Below are 1122 nucleotides of genomic sequence, written 5' to 3'. Positions count from 1 at the left end.
TGCTCAGTACCACAACTGGGACAAAGCACTGAACGAACAGACAAATCGATTTTACCCCATTTAAAACCACAGTCCGCACAAACTTGGCTAGTAGGCTCCCACCTACTAATCACTTGAAACTCTCTGCCAAATTTTTCAGACTTAGCCTCACAGAGTGTCCTAAATTCTCTCCATCCTTGCTGACTAATCGCCCTTGAGAGTTTCCGGTTTTTCACCATTCCTGACACGTTCAAATCTTCCCAAATAATTACTTGGTTTTCCTTGACTATTTTGGTTGATAATTTGTGGAGGAAATCTTTACGGGTGTCGGCAATACGGTTGTGCAATTTAGCAATCTTGATTCGTGTTACGTTTCTTCTTTTAGAGTCTTTCGGTTGACGGGCTAATTTGCGCTGAAGTTTACGGATTTTTCGGTCTAACTTTCTGTAGTTAGGACTTGCCGCTTTTTCGCCATCACTCATCACTGCGAAAGTTTTGATTCCTAAGTCGATTCCGATACTTGGGTTTTTCGCTTCAGAATGAATGGGTTCAACTTCTACCACAAAACTCAGAAAATAACGATTTGCACAATCTTTGATTACTGTGACCGAACTAGGTTCAGATGGTAGCGTTCTTGACCATATTGGGTTAACAACGCCAATCTTGGCTAAATAGACACCGCTATTTTTTAGGGAAAAACCTCCAATTCTCAATCGTGCCGACTGACTATTGGTTCTTTTTTTGAACTTAGGATAGCCAACCTTACGACCTTTTCGTTTTCCCTTACAGGAGTCGAAAAAGTTCTTGAAAGCTGTTTCCAAATCCGCTACAGATTGCTGTAGGGGGATATTGGAAACTTCGCTCAACCAAGCTCTTTCTTCGGTCTTTTTCGCTTGGGTGATCACGATTTTTTGCAGGTCGGCCGAACTTGGCTTTTTTTCAGACGGCTTGCAGAGGGCCAGACTATCGTTCCAGACCTTTCGGACGCATCCAAACAGCCGCGCCAAGCTCTGCTTCTGTTCTGTCGTCGGATAAAATCTGTACTTGAATCTCGCCTTCATGTTTATACTAATATTGGTCTGTAGGTTTGATTATATATTGGTTTGCAAGTAATGACAACTGTTTACCGCCGCGAGCGCCATT

Annotated in this window: 1 protein-coding gene; it reads right to left on the bottom strand. The window is 42.7% G+C overall.

What is annotated here, in order from left to right:
* The coding region (locus QUA44_RS30570; RefSeq protein WP_333257692.1) for a transposase at positions 1–1040 on the bottom strand (1040 nt) is incomplete at its 3' end.
* Between the last annotated feature and the right edge of the window lie 82 nt (positions 1041–1122).

The sequence above is a fragment of the Microcoleus sp. N9_A2 genome (assembly GCF_036701775.1).
Taxonomy (GTDB): domain Bacteria; phylum Cyanobacteriota; class Cyanobacteriia; order Cyanobacteriales; family Microcoleaceae; genus Microcoleus.
Note: the sequence above shows the minus strand (reverse complement) of the source record. Positions and strands in the feature narration are given on the sequence as shown.